Origin of the sequence: Pseudomonas lurida, from assembly GCF_013522705.1 — a bacterium.
In the GTDB taxonomy this organism is placed as follows: domain Bacteria; phylum Pseudomonadota; class Gammaproteobacteria; order Pseudomonadales; family Pseudomonadaceae; genus Aquipseudomonas; species Aquipseudomonas quebecensis.
The window spans coordinates 12,880-27,946 of record NZ_JAAMRE010000026.1; the positions used below are offsets into that span (position 1 = coordinate 12,880).

Here is a 15,067-nt window from a genome sequence, read left to right on the forward strand (position 1 = left end):
TGTCGGCGCCGGGTGTGGCGCCGCTATTCAGATTGCGTGAACCGGTTCTTTCTCCGGTGCGAAGCTCCTTGTGTTCGGCGAAAGGATCAGCTGCGCGGCTTTTTCCGCGATCATCAGCGTGGGTGAGCAGGTATTGCCGGAAGTGATGCGCGGCATGATCGAGGCATCGGCGACACGCAGGCCGGGGATGCCATGCACGCGCAATTGGGCGTCGACCACCGCGTCTTTATCGCTGCCCATGCGGCAAGTGCCCACCGGGTGGAAAATCGTCGTGCCGATGCGCGCGGCGGCTTCGTGCAGTTGCTCTTGGGTTTGCAGCGACTCGCCCGGCAAGTATTCCACCGGTTTGAACTGGCTCAAGGCCGGCGCCGCGACGATGCGCCGCGTCAGGCGGATGGCATCGGCGGCCACGCGCAGGTCTTCGGGGTGGCTGAGGTAGTTGGGCTGGATCAGTGGCGCGTCCGCCGGGTTGGCCGAGCGGATATCGACCCGGCCACGGCTGTGCGGGCGCAGATCGCACACCGAGGCGGTGAACGCGGGAAAGCCGTGCAACGGTTCGCCGAAGCGCTCCAGGGACAACGGCTGCACATGATATTCGAGGTTGGCCGAGGCCTGCTCCGGCCCCGAGCGCGCAAACGCGCCGAGCTGACTGGGCGCCATCGACAAGGGGCCGCTGCGGTCGTACAGGTAACGCAGGCCCATGCCCATCTTGCCCCACACGGTGCCGGCGATCTGGTTGAGGGTGCGCGCGTTTTCCAGTTTGTAGATCAGCCGCAGCTGCAAGTGATCCTGCAGGTTGCCGCCCACGCCGGGCAATTCGTGCAGCACATTGATGCCCAAGGGTTTGAGCACTTTGGACGGCCCGATTCCCGAACGTTGCAGGATGCCCGGCGAGCCCACCGAACCGGCGCACAGGATGATCTCCCGGCGGGCTTTCCAACTCACGGGCTGGCCGAGCCGGCGCCCGACCACTTGAGAGGCACGCCCGTTTTCCAGCAGCACGCGGTCGACTTCCACTTCGGTGATCACGGTGAGATTGGGGCGTTGGCGGACGGGTTTGAGGAACGCCTTGGCCGCATTCCAGCGCACCCCGGCCTTCTGATTGACCTGGAAGTAGCCGCAGCCTTCGTTATCGCCCTGGTTGAAATCGCTGACATTAGCGATGCCGCTTTGCGCTGCCGCTTCGCGAAAAGCATCCAGGATCGGCCATGACAGTCGTTGCTGTTCGACGCGCCATTCGCCGCCATTACTGTGAAATTCCGAGCCACCGGCAAAGTGGTTTTCGCTGTGCTTGAACAGCGGCAGTACGTCCTTCCACGCCCAGCCGGCGTTGCCTTCGGCGGCCCAGCCATCGTAGTCACGGGCCTGGCCGCGCATGTAGATCATGCCGTTGATGGAGGAGCAACCGCCCAGCACTTTGCCTCGCGGATAGCTCAACGCGCGCCCCTGCAGGCCCGGCTGGGCTTCGGTTTTGAAGCACCAGTCGGTGCGCGGGTTTCCGATGCAGAACAGATAGCCGACGGGGATGTGGATCCAGGGATAGTTGTCGCGGCCGCCGGCTTCCAACAGCAGTACGCGGTGGGCGGGGTTGGCGGACAGTCGATTGGCCAGCAGGCAACCGGCGGGGCCGGCGCCTACTACGACGTAATCATATTCAGCAGCTGCAGTGGGCATCTGAAGTCTCGCTTGTTTTTCTTATTGCCCCCATCCTAGTTGTTAGTTTTCGTCTTAAAAATGTTAGTTTTTACCCAGCTGCTGTGCGTTTATAAACAGCGCTGCGACGGCCCACGCACAGGAGGCGACATGTTCGACTGGAATGACTTGCGGTTTTTTCTCGAATTGCAACGCAGCGGTCGTCTGCTCACCGCCGCCCAGCGCCTGAAGACCACCCACGCCACGGTGGCGCGGCATATCGAGGCCATCGAGAAGAGCCTGGGCACCGCACTGTTCGTGCAGCACGCCCACGGTTACGAGTTGACCCCTTCCGGCGAAGCCCTGCTCAAGCACGCCGAAGCCATGGAAAACGTCGCGCTGCTGGCCGAAGACGAACTCACCCACACCGCCGCGCCCCTGGGCAAGATCCGCCTCGGTGTGGCTGAAGGCCTGGGTGTGATGTTCCTCGCCGGACGCATGGGCGGCCTGTTCGAACGTTATCCGGGGCTGGAAGTGGAACTGGTGGCTGTGCCGCGCTTCGTCAGCATCCTCAACCGCGAAGCGGAGATCAGCATCCACCTCGAACGCCCCAGCGTCGACCAACTCGTTACCCGCAAACTCACCGACTACCGCCTGGCCCTCTACGCCAGTCGCGCCTATCTGGACCGCCACCCGCCCATCGAAAAACGCGAAGACCTCGCCACCCATGCCTGGATCGATTACGTCGATGACCTGCTGTTCAGCCAGGAACTCAAACTGCTCAGCAGCTTTTGCCGCAACCCCAAAGTGGTGTTCCACAGCACCAGTGTCATTGCCCAACACCACGCCGCGCGCTCGGGGCTGGGGATTGCAGTGTTGCCGTGCTTTATGGCGGCGTCCGACCCGCAATTGGTGCCGTTGCTGCCGGGGGAGCGGATTCAGCGCAGCTACTGGATCAGCTCGCGTCGCGAGTTGCACAAGTCGGTGCGGCTGCGGGTGTTGTGGGATTACGTGGTGGAGCTGTGCGCGCGGGAGCAAAAGCTGTTGCTCGGTGAGTCCAATTGAGCGCCGGACTGCGAAGCGGCCCTGAAACTGAACGCTGACCCAACACAAAATCTCAGCGCCTGTATTGGGGCCGCTTCGCGGCCCAGCGCGGGCGGTGCGACGATTCGACAAGCCCCCTCACCACAACCACTGTGTGCGCCGTTCCCCCTGTGGTGAGCCGAGGTTAAAGAAACCAGCGGTATTCCCGCGCGTTGATTTCTTGTTGAAAGGCCAGATGATCCTGGCGCTTGTTCTCGCAATACACGTCGACAAATTCGGCGCCCAGCTTATCGCGCACGCTGGCGTGCTGCTGCATGGTGCGTACGGCGTCGAGCATGTCCAATGGGAAGTCGGCGCCGCTGTTGCGGTCTTCGTTCAGCGGGGCGATGGGTTCGCGCTGGGCGTCGAGGCCATGTTCCAGGCCGGCGAGGATCGCCGCCAGCACCAGATACGGGTTCGCATCGGCGCTGGCCAGACGGTGTTCGATCCGCAGGTTGCGCGGGTCGGAGTCGGGGATGCGAACGCACGCATCGCGGTCCTCGAAACCCCAGCAGGCGCGGGTGGCGGCGTTGACGGTGCCGCCCAGGCGGCGGAAGGCATTGTGGTTGGGCGAGAAGATCGGCATGCAATGGGGCAGCAATTCCAGGCACCCGGCCACCGCGTGGCGCAGCGGTTGCTGCTGATGCGCCGCCAGCAGGTTGTTGCCCGCGCCGTCATACAGGCTGACGTGCACGTGCATGCCGCTGCCAGGGTATTGCAAGTACGGCTTGGCCATGAAGCTGGCGCGGTAACCGTGCTTGAGGGCCACGCCGCGCGTGCTGCGGCAGAACAGCGCGGCCCAGTCGGCGGCGCGCAAGCCGTCGTCGAGGTGGCCGAAATTGATTTCGAACTGGCCGGGGCCGAGTTCGGCGGTAATCACCGTGATGTCGATGCCCTGGTCCTTGGCCGTCTGCGCCATGTCGTCCAGGACGCCTGAGAAGCGCGACAGTCGATCAATGTGCAGGGTGGGCTGGTCGTCGGCGTCGTCGCTCAGCGGGTCACGGGCAAATTGCGGCAGGCCATGATCGAGGGTTTTGTCGAACAGATAAAACTCCAGTTCGAACGCCACCACCGGATGGATGCCCTTGTGGTGCAGGCGCTGCAGCACCTTGGCCAGCACTTCGCGGGGTTCGAATTCGATAGGGGCTTCGGTGCCGTCGGAGGTGATCAGCATCTGGCCCAGGGGCTGCGATTCCCAGCTCACCGGCTTGAGCGTGCCCGGCACCAGACGCCGATTCGCGTCCGGGTCGCCATCGTGGAAGCAGTAGTCGCCAATCTTGAACAGGCCGCCTTGAGCGCCGAGCAGCACGGCATTCTGCGGCAGCTTCAACGGGCTGCCGGCGGCGACCTTTTCGAGCATCTCGATCGGGTAGCGTTTGCCATAGAAATGCCCCGGAATGTCCAGGGCGATCAAGTCGACATAACGCACGTCCGGATGATGCTGGCGAAAGGTCCGTACTTCGGCCAGCAGCGTGGCGGATTGGCTTTTCACGGGTAATGCTCCTAGTTGTAAACCCACAGCACGCGGGCGGGCAGGTCGGTGAGGTTGGCGTAGCGGCAATGGGCGAAACTGGCCAGGTGAAAGCTGTCGCCGGGGCCGAGCGTGACCGCGTCGTTTTCACCGTCTACCCACAGCGTCAATTCGCCTTCCAGCACAAAACCGGCCTGTTCGGCGCGGTCGCTCATGGTCTGTTCACCGCTGTTGGCGCCCGGCGCCAGCAGACTGTCGAGGATGGAAAAAGCGCCGCTCATGCTCGGCGACACCAGGATGTCGGTGATGCCATTGGCGTAATACACCGTGCGCCGCTCGCTGGGGCGGGTTACCCACTCAATCGCCTTGGGCTTGGGCTGGCTGTAAAAGTAGGTGGTGGGCACGTCGAGGGCGTGGCTGATGGCGGTCAGGTCGGCCACGGTCGGGCGCGACAAACCGCGTTCGACCTGAGAGAGAAAGCCTACCGAGCGCTCGATTTTCTGCGCCAGCTGGGCGAGGGTGAGCTTCTTGTGCTTGCGCAAGTCATGGATCAGCGCGGCAAGGGTGGCGAGTTGTTCTTGTGGGGTCATGAAATTTATTTCTTAAAATTTCATGAAAAATTACAGGATTAATTTCACGATGGCAATCGACGCATCGGTGGGCGATCGCCGGTGGCGAGGCCCGTGATGGAGTGCCCGTCAATCAGGTAAATAGGCAGAGAGAGCCACCTGTTCTAACCTCGACATGGCGAAACGTTAAGTTCTTGGCTAATTTTCCTACACATCACTCACGCAGTCGGGTCAGCGGTACCGCCCAGTCACAACGATCAGGCATATTGCTATGGACCCATTTTCGGCTGCCTCACCGTCGGTTATTCCGCCTTTTAAGGTGCGTGCGCTTCGTTGCCCATCTCCCATGCGCATAGATAACGCATTGGGGCGGGTGGTGAATGAACGACTGATGGAATGGATTGAACACATCGGCATTTTCCCTGGCAAGTGGGACAACATCCGCGCCTCGGATTTCGGTCGCTATGCCATGTTGTGTCATGTGGACACCGACGATCCCGACCGCCTGTTGTTGCAAGGCCAGTGCCTGGCGGCGCTGTTTGCCGTCGACGACCATTACTGCGATGACCGCTCACTGGGTTGCGACCCCGGTCAGGTCGCCCCGCGTTTATCGTTCGCGATTGCCGCCATGGACCCCGCTTACCTGCCCACGCCCTTCGATGCCCAACTGGAGATCCAGCTCAACGGCGATCCGGTACTGGTGGGGCTGCGCGCCTATATGCAGCGCGTCGGCCAGTTTTGCACGCCGTCCCAAGTCGCCAGGGTGCGTCAAATCAGTATCGCGATGTTTGTGGCAATGGCCGCCGAGGGGGCGTGGCGTGTTTATGACTCCCGGCCGACCGTCGCTGAGTACCTTGCCAGTCGGCATATCAACAGCTTCTGGCCGTGCCTGGTATTGATTGACGCCATCGGTGGCTATGAAGTCCCGGCTAATCTGTATTCGCAGCCGCAGGTCCACCGTGTCACTGCGCTGGCGTCGCTAGCGACCACATTAGTCAACGATTTGTACTCGGCCTATAAGGAGCATTTGAACGAGGTGGGTACGTTCAAACTGCCGTATCTGCTTGCGGCACAACACCAGTGCTCGCTTCAAGAGGCGATAGACAGGATTGCTGATATCCATGACGGCGTGATGCTGGAATACGAAGCGGCGGAGCGTGTACTGCTCAAAGAGGCAAGTCCGTTATTGAAGCGTTATCTCAACGGGCTCAAAGCCTGGATCGCGGGGAACCTGGAGTGGCACAAGCACAGTGCGCGATATCAAGCGGATTTCATGCGGTGAATGATTGCGCGCGCCAGGGGTCTGAACCTGGGTACGCATCATTCATTGAAGGAGCACCCATGAAATCCAAAATTCTAACCGCCTGCCTGCTGGTCGCCGCCAGCCTGTCCACCGCCAGCTTTGTCGCGCAGGCCGGTGATACTCCGCAGGAAACCGTGCAACCTTCCAACATTAACGCCCGTGATTTGAAAGAGGGCGATCGCGCGCCGGATATGCTGATGCGCAAGGAGTCGGCGGTCACCGACTGGAAAAAACGCGGCCTCAAGCAGCCAGAGGAAGAAAGCCAATGGACGCGTGTGGGCGACAAGTTTGTGCTGCTCAAAACCACCAACGGTACGATCCTCGAGATTACCCCCGTCAAGAAGTAACCCTCTGGTAACGTCAAGTGCCTCGGATAAAGGTAACCGGCCGCAAGGGCCGTGTTACCTGCCGCAGGAGAGCGGGTTTTATTACGTGGTCGATAAAGGGAGGTCGTCCAGCGTGAGCTTGCCCACATTGTTGCTTTGCAACTCGTAGCGCAGCTCTTCCACCATTTTTTTCACTTGCTCTTGGGTCTGCAGCCGGTTGGTGCTGATCCCGGTCACTACCAGGTCCACTCGGCCGGTTTCGGCGTCATAGACCTTGAGGGTCAATGAGGCATCCCGACACAGGGTAAATTCGCAGGTCAGTGGCGACAGGCCTTCTTCGATGCAATTTCGCAGTTGAGCGAGGGTGAACATGCAGTTTCCTTCAAGGCATGAAAAAGCGACGGCACAAGGTCAGAGCACCCTGTACCTACCGGCTGAAGGTTAAGGATTGTCGGCGCAGGCAATAAGGCGAATTCGCACTAGTGGCACTGGTGCATTTGCACTGTCAGCGTTTGTTTTTTACCCGTAGATCCCCTGCAAACAGCCCGCGTTCCCGCGCCCATACTATTGCCGCACTGCGGCTGTGCACCCCCAGCTTGGAGTACACCGTGGCCACATGATTACGCACGGTGTTGGGTGCCAGTTTCAGGCGAGAGGCGATCTCTTTGTCAGCCAAGCCTTCGCAGATCAGGCCCAGCACATCGCGCTCGCGGGCGGTGAGGTCGGTGAAGCTCACCGTTGGCAGGTTGGGGCTGTTGACGCTTTTGGCGTTGGCCAGTTTTTCGATGAGCGTCTGGCTGAACCACGACGCGTCCTGCATCACTTCCTCGATGGCCGCTACCAGCTCCAATTCTGAGCGCTTGCGCTCGGTGATGTTCATCATTACCAGCAGGTAGCAGGGCACGTCCTGGATGACCACGGTGTCGGCCGAGACCACGCAATCGATCACCTCATTACCTTTCTTACGCACCTTGAGGTCTTGGCCGTCCAGGTTGCCGGCCTTTTCCAAGGTGGCGAACAATTGCTCGGACGTCGCATTGCTATCGATGAAGCCGATCTCTTCGATGGATCTTCCGATCAGCTCTTCGCTGATATAGCCAGTGATGCTCATGAAGGCTTCGTTGACGTCCACCACATGGCGATTATCGGCGTTGCACACCAGGGTCGGCACCGGCGTCAGTCGAAACGACTTGGCGAAGCGTTCTTCGCTCTGGCGCAGAGCGATCTCCGCCTTGCGTCGAGGCTCAAGATCCATGAAGGAAAACAGCATGCAATCTTCTTCGTTCATGTCCAGCGGTTGGCCGGCGACCACCACCAACTTGCTGCCGCCTTTGGGGAGCTTCAGCTCAGCTTCCATCTGCGGGATGGTCGCGCCTTCGCCCAGGCGCTGAATGGCCAGGTCTTTGCGCTCGGCCTGTTCCAGCACGTCCAGCTCATACACCGAGCGGCCGATCACCTGATCGCGGCTGTAGCCGGTCATCTCCAGAAAACCCTGGTTGACCTTGATATAGCGCAGGTCGCTCAAGCGGCAGATCACCGCCGGCGCGGGGTTGGCGTTGAACGTTTTTTCGAAGCGTTGCTCGGCACTGGCCCATTGGGTGGCGTTGCTGAGGATCAGCACGAGCAGTTCAGGTTCGCCCCGTGAGTCGGTGATCACCAGGCTGCGCAGGCGGTGCACCCAGGTTTTGTCCGGGGCGGCGGTAGGCGTGACTTCCACAATCACGTCGCTGAATTCGTCACCGGCCGCCGCACGGGCCAACGGGTAGCTGTCGTCCTGCAATGGATGGTTATTGCGGTAGCGCAGAGAAAAACGCTCGGCGTACTGTTGCCCATTGGCGCCCAGCCCCATCACGTCGCCGACGCCATGCATGGTCAACGCCGCCTCATTGGCCCACAGGATGGTCTGGTCGACCTCGGCCAGAATCACACCGTCGGATAACCCGGAGATGATTTGCTGCAATTGGCGGCGGTTGGTTTCTTTGGCAAGGACGTCCTGGCTCATGCTGTCTCCTGAATAATGCGCATGAAATTCCGACAGCCTGGGTTCGCGATAGTGCGGAGAAAATGCATGAGAGGGCGGTACGAATGCACCTGGCGCACTGGTGCGTTTGGCCTACGAGCGTTTAATGAGCGTGGTGAGGGGCATGCCCTGACCACGCACATGTCAACTCGCCAACCAGCCGACGATGGGCACGATCATCAGCGTACTCAACGCCATTGAGATCACGTTGCCGATATAGGGGTGAAAATGCCCGGGTAGCCTCGACGCAATCGCAAAGGCCAGCGGTGGTGCGACCAGTGCGCCAAGCAGTGCACTGGCTCCCATTACCGTCCAGCTTCCGCCATGGGTCAACACAGCCGCCGGGACCACTGACACCAGCGGAACGTAGGTGGGATACCAGCCGTGCCGTATCCATTGCCGGCGCCATATCACCACCCCAGCTGCCGATGTCATTGCCTGTGCGCCGATCATGTACAAGAGCAGGCCCGAGCCATACGCCGGACTTATCGGGTTGAGCGCATAGGCGAGCAACGCACCCGCCAACAGACCGAGACTGGCCAGTTCATTGCCGAAAAATGGCGCTTCGGAAAAGTCGGCCAGCACTCGACGCACGCTCCAGACCACACCATAGCGAGCAGGCGCAACAGGGGCCGGCCTCTCTGGGGCGATGCAGTTCGAACGCACCAGCGAGGGCACCCGATGGCACAGTATAAATGCAAGGACGCTCCCGATTGCCATGCCCAGCACGTTGCCGATTACAGCGGGCAGGCCCATCGGTACGCACACCAGGTTCACGATCAGCAGGCACATGGGCGTAACCAGCAGCGCGCCCAGCACTGCGCCGTTGAGGGTGACCTTCCAGCCACCGCCAAACATCAGCACCATCGCTGCCGGCAATGAAACAAACGCCGCGAAGGTCGGCTGCCAAGTGTCTGCCGTGACACTCCAGCCCCACAGCAGGTTACTGAGCAATAGGCCGATCAATGAGCTGGTCACCAGCCAGGGCCATAAGCCAGTGCCATAAGAGATGGAAAAGCCCTGCCAGGCTTTGCCCTGTCGGCTTGCCCACCAGGCCAGATAAGCGCCGCTCAGCAGGCCCAGTGATGCCAGCTCATGCTTGTAGAACGCGACCTCGCTGATATCGCCTGTGACCCAGCGCAACCACGCCGCCGGATGCGGCAGGGCCGTGACCATGTCGCGGTAGCCAGGCCATGAGCCCTGGTGGTTGGAGACCACCCAGAGCATCAACAAGGTCGCAATGAGTCCCAGGGTCAGGACCGTTATATCCAGGCGTGAACGCGCGGACGTCTTCTTGGTCAGTAAAGGCTCCATGAATGGCCCTCCGCTCAGCGAGGCAGGGCAGGATGATGGGCATAGCCCAGCATCTGATCGTATAGATCATTGCGTCGGTCGCGTTGCAGGTCATTGAGGCTGTTCCAGATCGGCGCGCTGCGGGCGCTGGTGACGTCGATGTCGGCAAATAGAATTTCCTGGCGATTGGCCGACGCCACTTCACCGATCGGCCAGCCATTGGTTCCGGCAATCAACGAGCAGCCGAGGTAGCGTGCATCCCGCTCTTGGCCAATGCGGCTGGCGGCGGCGATAAACACGTTGTTCACATGCGCGGCGGTCATGGTCAGGTACGAGGCCATGCACTTGCCGGCTTCATCGAACAGCGGCGGCGGCGTCCACACCCAGTTGTTCAGGCTGCAGATAATATCGGCGCCTTGTTGGCTGAGGATACGTGGCACTTCCGGGAACCAGATGTCCCAGCAGATCAACAGGCCGATGCGGCCTATGGGCGTTTCAAACACCGGAAACCCGGTGTCGCCGGGTGTGAACCAGAGCTTTTCCAGGTTCCATAGATGGGCTTTGCGGTACTTGCCTATGAACCCATCGGGTCCCAGCAACACTGCTGTGTTGAACAGCTGACTGCCGTCTATCTCGTTCAGACCGGCTGCCAGGTACACCTGGTGCCTGCAGGCAAAGTCCGTCCATTCGCGAACGCTTGGTCCGTTCGGCACAGGCTCTGCGTGATCGAATGCGTCCTGCCGGCTGCTGAAGAAATATCCGCAATTGGACAATTCCGGCAGCACGATCAGATTGGCGCCACCGTTTGCCGCTTCGGCTGCGAGCGCGAGGCTTTGACGCAGGTTGTCTTCTCGATTGGCTATTCCAACCTGTGGGTCGAACTGAATGACGGCGACGCGGGCGGGGCTTATTGGAGAGTTCATGAGGTAAACCTCTTATTGTTATGCAACCGGAAGTGGTTGAATGTTCAGTAAGAGGCGGGCCGATAATTAAATGGAAGTCAGGTGATTCCTGTCACGTTGTAGCCCATTTCTTTTCTCTGTTTTTCTTAGATCTCTGGTAGTAATTATCAACGAGCAGCGGCGCTGCGCGTCGCAGTTTTGCTGCCAGCCCCAGGAGGCATGGAGCATGCTCCCGGGCCACTGGGGCTGGCGTTGTTTCAGCGCGGTTGTACATACTCCAGCGATCGATCCACCATCACGCTCGCCATGTCTATCAAGTGCATGACCGAAAGCACCAGCGTCCTCGATGTGCCATCCAGTTGCTCGCCCGCCGTCTGTGCCGCCACGGCTGCGCAACGCAGTACGCTGCTGGCGTGGGCCAGGGCATCTTCGAAACTGAGGTCCGGGGTTGTGGTGAAAAATGGCGGTTCTGAGGCCGGTGGGGCGGGGACAAGTTTGTCCATGGGTTCAACTCCTAATCTAAGTTAGAAAGCCACCACCATCGCTACCAAACGATTTTAAGGCGGTGACCGTACGCAGATTGGTAGACCGGTGATTAGGACCCGGCGCACCCGGGGGTGCCCTGCGCACGGCCACCATAACGCAGGGCCGAAAAAAAGCGCCTTACAGAAGGGGGCGCTTTGCGCCTAATCATTCGTGGTCTACCAAACCCGAGTCACTGAATTGGCAGTGACCGGCGAAGACTAGCCACGTGATTTGAGCGGCGCAAGCGGCTGGGATTCTCTCGGAAACGTCCTGCAAATTAAAGGGAAATGTCACGACTGCGACACTTCCTACACTTGCCAATCGCCCTCAATTCTGGGAAAACCCCAGCCTTTGTCCCAGCAACGAGCCCTCCATGAACTCCAACGAACTCCAGATCACTGACATCCGCCCAGGCTCCGGCAAGGCCGCGGTCAAAGGCGCGCTGATCACCACTCAATACACCGGCACGCTGGCGGACGGCACCGTGTTCGATTCCTCCTGGGAACGCGGCAAGCCCTTCCAGTGCGTGATCGGCACCGGGCGTGTGATCAAGGGTTGGGATCAGGGCCTGATGGGGATGCAGGTGGGTGGAGTGCGTAAATTGTTCGTGCCGGCGCACCTTGCCTATGGCGAGCGTTCGATGGGTGCGCATATCAATCCCAACAGTGATTTGTACTTTGAGATCGAGTTGCTGGAAGTGCTGACGCGGGATGATTGACGCCTACTCACCTAAGGGAGGTTGGGAAAGGGAGACCGACCGGATATCTCTGGATTGCGATTGTCCGCTGCCCAGGGGACGCTTCCTGAACCCATCCTGAAGAACTTTCTTATTCATCATGCGGAAACTTTCCTACGGTTTACTCGGCAGAAATCGGGGCGTAAGCTTCGCGCGTTTTCATCAATTGCGGAGACCCTCAGTGGGTACTTGTTCGAGTGACAGTAGTCGGCCGGTTCCGGTAACCGGCACATACTTGGCAAGGTAGCGCGCATTCTTTCGATGCCGTTGTCTCGCCATTAACGCGAGAAGCGGCATCCCGGCCGCAGCCCATTCCGGCTGTGCCTCGATCCTCTCTCTTCGACGCTGACCAGCACCCGACTCACCTCGGGCTGCGACGGACGCGCCTGCCTCTTACGGCGGGCGGGCCATGTTTGGCTGTGCCTGTTCCAGGGCGCGGTGCGGACGGGCCGTACCTGCACGACGGTTTCCTCGCGCAGGAGTAACAATCATGAACCTCGCTCTGCTTAAAGAGTTCTTCGCCGGCTTCCTGCGGACCCGGCACATAGCCCGGCACTTCCGTCGCCTGGCCATGCTCGAAACCGTGACCGACGCCAGCGTCAGCCGCGAAGTGCCACCGACTTTGGCGCAAACCCTGGTGGGGGCGGCCAACAGCAGCGCCGTGCCGTTGCTCGGCACGCTGGGCAGCCACACCGACGGCCTGACCACCGCCGAAGCCGACGCCCTGCGTGTGCAATACGGCCTCAACGAGGTCGAGCATGAGCAACCGCTGCCATGGTGGGTGCACCTGTGGCATTGCTATAAGAACCCGTTCAACCTGCTGCTGACCCTGTTGGCGGTGATCTCCTGGCTGACCGAGGACATGAAAGCCGCCACGGTGATCTTCTCCATGGTGGTGCTCTCGACCCTGCTGCGCTTCTGGCAGGAAGCCAAGTCCAACAAGGCCGCCGATGCGTTGAAAGCCATAGTCAGCAACACCGCCACGGTGCTGCGCCGGGATGACGGCAAGCGCATCGAACTGCCGATCAAGCAGCTGGTGCCGGGCGATGTGATCGTACTGTCGGCCGGTGACATGATCCCCGCCGATTGCCGCGTGCTCAGCGCCAAGGACCTGTTTGTCAGCCAGGCGGCGATGACCGGCGAATCGATGCCGGTGGAGAAATTCGCCCACCAGCAGGACGCCGCGACCCGTAACCCGCTGGACCTGGAAAACATTCTGTTCATGGGCACCAACGTGGTGTCCGGCGCGGCCACGGCGGTGATCCTCACCACCGGCAACAGCACCTATTTCGGCGCGCTGGCCCAACGGGTCACCGCCACCGATCGCGCCACCACTTCGTTCCAGCATGGGGTGAACAAGGTTAGTTGGTTGCTGATCCGCTTCATGTTCGTGATGGCGCCGCTGGTGCTGTTCATTAACGGCTTCACCAAAGGCGACTGGACCGAAGCGCTGCTGTTCGCATTGTCGATTGCCGTGGGCCTGACCCCGGAAATGCTGCCGATGATCGTCACTTCCACCCTGGCCAAGGGCGCGGTGTTTCTGTCGCGCAAAAAAGTCATCGTCAAGCGCCTGGACGCAATCCAGAACTTCGGCGCGATGGATGTATTGTGCACTGACAAGACCGGCACCCTGACCCAGGACAAGATTTTCCTGGCACGCCATGTCGACGTGTGGGGCGAAGAGTCCGACGACGTCTTGGAAATGGCCTACCTCAACAGCTACTACCAGACCGGCCTGAAAAACCTGCTGGACGTGGCGGTGCTCGAACACGTGGAAGTGCACCGTGAGCTGAAGGTGGGCACGGCGTTCCAGAAAGTCGATGAGATTCCCTTCGACTTCAACCGTCGGCGCATGTCGGTGGTGGTGGCCGAGCAAGGCTTGCCGCACCTGCTGATCTGCAAGGGCGCCGTGGAAGAGATCCTGTCGGTGTGCAACAGCGTGCGTCATGGAGAGACCAATGAAGCGCTGACCGATGAACTGCTGGCGCGCATCCGCCAGGTCACCGCCGCGTTCAATGAAGAAGGCCTGCGCGTGGTGGCCGTGGCCGCGCAACCGATGGCGGCGGGGCGCGATACCTACAGCCTGGCCGATGAAAACAACCTGACGCTGATCGGTTACGTGGCCTTTCTCGATCCGCCCAAGGAGAGCACCGCGCCGGCGCTCAAGGCGCTCAAGGCCCACGGTGTCGCGGTCAAAGTGCTGACCGGCGATAACGAACTGGTCACCGCCAAGATCTGCCGCGAAGTGGGCCTGGAGCAACAGGGCCTGCTGATGGGTAACGACATCGAAGCGATGACGGACGCCGAATTGGCCGCGGCGGTGGAGACCACCAATGTGTTCGCCAAGCTCACCCCGGCTCACAAGGAACGCATCGTGCGCCTGCTCAAGGCCAACGGGCATGTGGTGGGCTTTATGGGCGACGGCATCAACGATGCGCCGGCGCTGCGCACTGCGGATATCGGCATTTCGGTGGACAGCGCGGTGGACATCGCCAAGGAAGCGGCCGACATCATCCTGCTGGAAAAGAGCCTGATGATCCTGGAGGAGGGCGTGCTGGAAGGCCGGCGCACCTTCGCCAACATGCTCAAGTACATCAAGATGACCGCCAGCTCCAACTTCGGCAACGTTTTCTCGGTGCTGGTGGCCAGCGCGTTTATTCCGTTCCTGCCGATGCTGCCGATGCACCTGCTGGTGCAGAACCTGCTGTATGACATTTCGCAGATCGCCATTCCGTTCGACAACGTCGACGCGGACATGCTGGCCAAGCCGCAACGTTGGCAGCCAGGGGATGTGGGACGTTTCATGCTGTTTTTCGGGCCGATCAGTTCGATCTTCGACATCACCACGTTTGCACTCATGTGGTATGTGTTCGATGCCAACACACCGGACCATCAGACGCTGTTCCAGTCCGGCTGGTTCGTGGTGGGCCTGCTGACCCAGACACTGATCGTGCATATGATCCGCACCCCGAAGATCCCGTTCCTGCAAAGCCGCGCGGCGATGCCGTTGATGGTGATGACGGGCGTGATCATGGCGGTGGGCATCTTCCTGCCGATGGGGCCGCTGGCGCATTACTTCAAATTGCAGGCGCTGCCGTCGCTGTACTTTGTGTTCCTGCCGGTGATTCTGCTGGCGTACATGGGGCTGACCCAGGCGGTGAAGGGCTACTACATCCGTAAGTTCGGCTGGCAGTGAAACGGGACGAT

At 60.5% G+C, this 15,067-nt stretch carries 13 protein-coding genes; 5 read left to right on the forward strand and 8 right to left on the reverse strand.

The annotated features are described in order from the left end of the window. Positions 1 to 27: 27 nt before the first annotated feature. Complete coding sequence (locus tag G7025_RS19590) at positions 28 to 1,674, reverse strand: GMC family oxidoreductase (protein WP_181080744.1); 1,647 nt, start codon at positions 1,672 to 1,674, stop codon at positions 28 to 30. A gap of 129 nt (positions 1,675 to 1,803) precedes the next feature. Between G7025_RS19590 and G7025_RS19595 the strand changes: the two genes are divergently transcribed. After that, positions 1,804 to 2,697 carry a LysR family transcriptional regulator gene (locus G7025_RS19595; protein WP_181080745.1) on the forward strand — a complete coding sequence of 298 codons (894 nt, stop codon included), beginning with the start codon at positions 1,804 to 1,806 and terminating at the stop codon, positions 2,695 to 2,697. Positions 2,698 to 2,860: 163 nt separating this feature from the next. On the opposite strand, the gene G7025_RS19600 is transcribed toward G7025_RS19595, so the two are convergent. Beyond that, the gene (locus G7025_RS19600; RefSeq protein WP_181080746.1) at positions 2,861 to 4,207 is read right to left on the reverse strand and encodes a glutamine synthetase family protein; all 1,347 of its coding nucleotides are present in this window, start codon (positions 4,205 to 4,207) and stop codon (positions 2,861 to 2,863) included. An 11-nt stretch (positions 4,208 to 4,218) separates the two neighbouring features. Next, positions 4,219 to 4,776, reverse strand: coding sequence for a helix-turn-helix domain-containing protein (locus tag G7025_RS19605; RefSeq protein WP_181080747.1), 558 nt, complete (start codon positions 4,774 to 4,776; stop codon positions 4,219 to 4,221). Between the two features lie 370 nt (positions 4,777 to 5,146). On the opposite strand from G7025_RS19605, the gene G7025_RS19610 reads away from it, so the two are divergent. Further along, complete coding sequence (locus G7025_RS19610) at positions 5,147 to 6,037, forward strand: terpene synthase family protein (protein WP_181080748.1); 891 nt, start codon at positions 5,147 to 5,149, stop codon at positions 6,035 to 6,037. A 59-nt stretch (positions 6,038 to 6,096) separates the two neighbouring features. Continuing rightward, complete coding sequence (locus G7025_RS19615; protein ID WP_181080749.1) at positions 6,097 to 6,405, forward strand: RcnB family protein; 309 nt, start codon at positions 6,097 to 6,099, stop codon at positions 6,403 to 6,405. Positions 6,406 to 6,486: 81 nt separating this feature from the next. On the opposite strand, the gene G7025_RS19620 is transcribed toward G7025_RS19615, so the two are convergent. The 5 genes from G7025_RS19620 to G7025_RS19640 all read right to left on the reverse strand — a co-directional run bounded on the left by G7025_RS19620 (position 6,487) and on the right by G7025_RS19640 (position 11,102). Beyond that, positions 6,487 to 6,756 (reverse strand): DUF1652 domain-containing protein, encoded by a 270-nt coding sequence (locus G7025_RS19620; RefSeq protein ID WP_181080750.1) that lies wholly within the window; start codon positions 6,754 to 6,756, stop codon positions 6,487 to 6,489. 133 nt (positions 6,757 to 6,889) lie between these two features. Continuing rightward, positions 6,890 to 8,386 carry a helix-turn-helix transcriptional regulator gene (locus tag G7025_RS19625; RefSeq protein WP_181080751.1) on the reverse strand — a complete coding sequence of 499 codons (1,497 nt, stop codon included), beginning with the start codon at positions 8,384 to 8,386 and terminating at the stop codon, positions 6,890 to 6,892. A gap of 162 nt (positions 8,387 to 8,548) precedes the next feature. Then, the gene (locus G7025_RS19630; RefSeq protein ID WP_181080752.1) at positions 8,549 to 9,718 is read right to left on the reverse strand and encodes a hypothetical protein; all 1,170 of its coding nucleotides are present in this window, start codon (positions 9,716 to 9,718) and stop codon (positions 8,549 to 8,551) included. Positions 9,719 to 9,732: 14 nt separating this feature from the next. Continuing rightward, on the reverse strand, positions 9,733 to 10,620 hold the full coding sequence (locus G7025_RS19635) for a nitrilase family protein (protein WP_181080753.1): 888 nt from the start codon (positions 10,618 to 10,620) through the stop codon (positions 9,733 to 9,735). 236 nt (positions 10,621 to 10,856) lie between these two features. Continuing rightward, the gene (locus tag G7025_RS19640; RefSeq protein WP_181080754.1) at positions 10,857 to 11,102 is read right to left on the reverse strand and encodes a DUF6124 family protein; all 246 of its coding nucleotides are present in this window, start codon (positions 11,100 to 11,102) and stop codon (positions 10,857 to 10,859) included. A 395-nt stretch (positions 11,103 to 11,497) separates the two neighbouring features. On the opposite strand from G7025_RS19640, the gene G7025_RS19645 reads away from it, so the two are divergent. After that, positions 11,498 to 11,842 carry an FKBP-type peptidyl-prolyl cis-trans isomerase gene (locus tag G7025_RS19645; protein WP_181080755.1) on the forward strand — a complete coding sequence of 115 codons (345 nt, stop codon included), beginning with the start codon at positions 11,498 to 11,500 and terminating at the stop codon, positions 11,840 to 11,842. 508 nt (positions 11,843 to 12,350) lie between these two features. Continuing rightward, positions 12,351 to 15,056: a magnesium-translocating P-type ATPase gene (mgtA, locus tag G7025_RS19650; protein WP_181080756.1), complete on the forward strand. Its 2,706-nt coding sequence runs from the start codon at positions 12,351 to 12,353 to the stop codon at positions 15,054 to 15,056. Positions 15,057 to 15,067: the final 11 nt, after the last annotated feature.

What these genes read in the sequence shown, in the direction of transcription:
- G7025_RS19640 (WP_181080754.1), bottom strand. Translation starts at nt 11,102, where the DNA reads ATGGACAAACTTGTCCCCGCCCCACCGGCCTCAGAACCGCCATTTTTC.
- G7025_RS19605 (WP_181080747.1), bottom strand. Translation starts at nt 4,776, where the DNA reads ATGACCCCACAAGAACAACTCGCCACCCTTGCCGCGCTGATCCATGAC.
- G7025_RS19620 (WP_181080750.1), bottom strand. Translation starts at nt 6,756, where the DNA reads ATGTTCACCCTCGCTCAACTGCGAAATTGCATCGAAGAAGGCCTGTCG.
- G7025_RS19625 (WP_181080751.1), bottom strand. Translation starts at nt 8,386, where the DNA reads ATGAGCCAGGACGTCCTTGCCAAAGAAACCAACCGCCGCCAATTGCAG.
- mgtA (WP_181080756.1), top strand. Translation starts at nt 12,351, where the DNA reads ATGAACCTCGCTCTGCTTAAAGAGTTCTTCGCCGGCTTCCTGCGGACC.
- G7025_RS19635 (WP_181080753.1), bottom strand. Translation starts at nt 10,620, where the DNA reads ATGAACTCTCCAATAAGCCCCGCCCGCGTCGCCGTCATTCAGTTCGAC.
- G7025_RS19615 (WP_181080749.1), top strand. Translation starts at nt 6,097, where the DNA reads ATGAAATCCAAAATTCTAACCGCCTGCCTGCTGGTCGCCGCCAGCCTG.
- G7025_RS19610 (WP_181080748.1), top strand. Translation starts at nt 5,147, where the DNA reads ATGGAATGGATTGAACACATCGGCATTTTCCCTGGCAAGTGGGACAAC.
- G7025_RS19595 (WP_181080745.1), top strand. Translation starts at nt 1,804, where the DNA reads ATGTTCGACTGGAATGACTTGCGGTTTTTTCTCGAATTGCAACGCAGC.
- G7025_RS19590 (WP_181080744.1), bottom strand. Translation starts at nt 1,674, where the DNA reads ATGCCCACTGCAGCTGCTGAATATGATTACGTCGTAGTAGGCGCCGGC.
- G7025_RS19645 (WP_181080755.1), top strand. Translation starts at nt 11,498, where the DNA reads ATGAACTCCAACGAACTCCAGATCACTGACATCCGCCCAGGCTCCGGC.
- G7025_RS19630 (WP_181080752.1), bottom strand. Translation starts at nt 9,718, where the DNA reads ATGGAGCCTTTACTGACCAAGAAGACGTCCGCGCGTTCACGCCTGGAT.